Source organism: Corallococcus sp. CA053C (genome assembly GCF_003611675.1).
Classification (GTDB): Bacteria; Myxococcota; Myxococcia; order Myxococcales; family Myxococcaceae; genus Corallococcus.
Map to the genome: position 1 here is coordinate 1 of NZ_RAWA01000921.1, position 398 is coordinate 398.

Sequence of the window (398 nt, forward strand, 5' to 3'; positions counted from 1 at the left end):
GAATTTATCGAGGTTGAGTTTAAAGAAGGGTTACCAATCGCCTTAAATGGAAAAAGCTTAGAATTGCATGAAATCATCAAAGAAGTGAATATTATTGCAGGGAAACATGGAATTGGTCGGATTGACCATATTGAAAATCGTCTGGTTGGGATTAAATCACGTGAATTTTATGAATGTCCTGCTGCCATTACTTTATTAAAAGCACATAAAGATTTGGAAGATTTAACTTTCGTTCGAGAACTTGCACATTTTAAACCAGTTCTTGAAAATGAATTAGCAAACTTGATTTACAATGGTTTGTGGTTCAATCCTGCTACTTAGGCTTTGATTGCTTATCTTGATGAAACTCAAAAAGTAGTTAACGGGATTGTAAAAATTAAATTATATAAAGGTTTAGC

Annotated in this window: 1 pseudogene; it reads left to right on the plus strand. The window is 32.7% G+C overall.

Features of this window, described 5'->3' with window-relative positions:
- Positions 1-398, plus strand: a pseudogene (locus tag D7V97_RS43895) (argininosuccinate synthase); the annotation flags it as partial.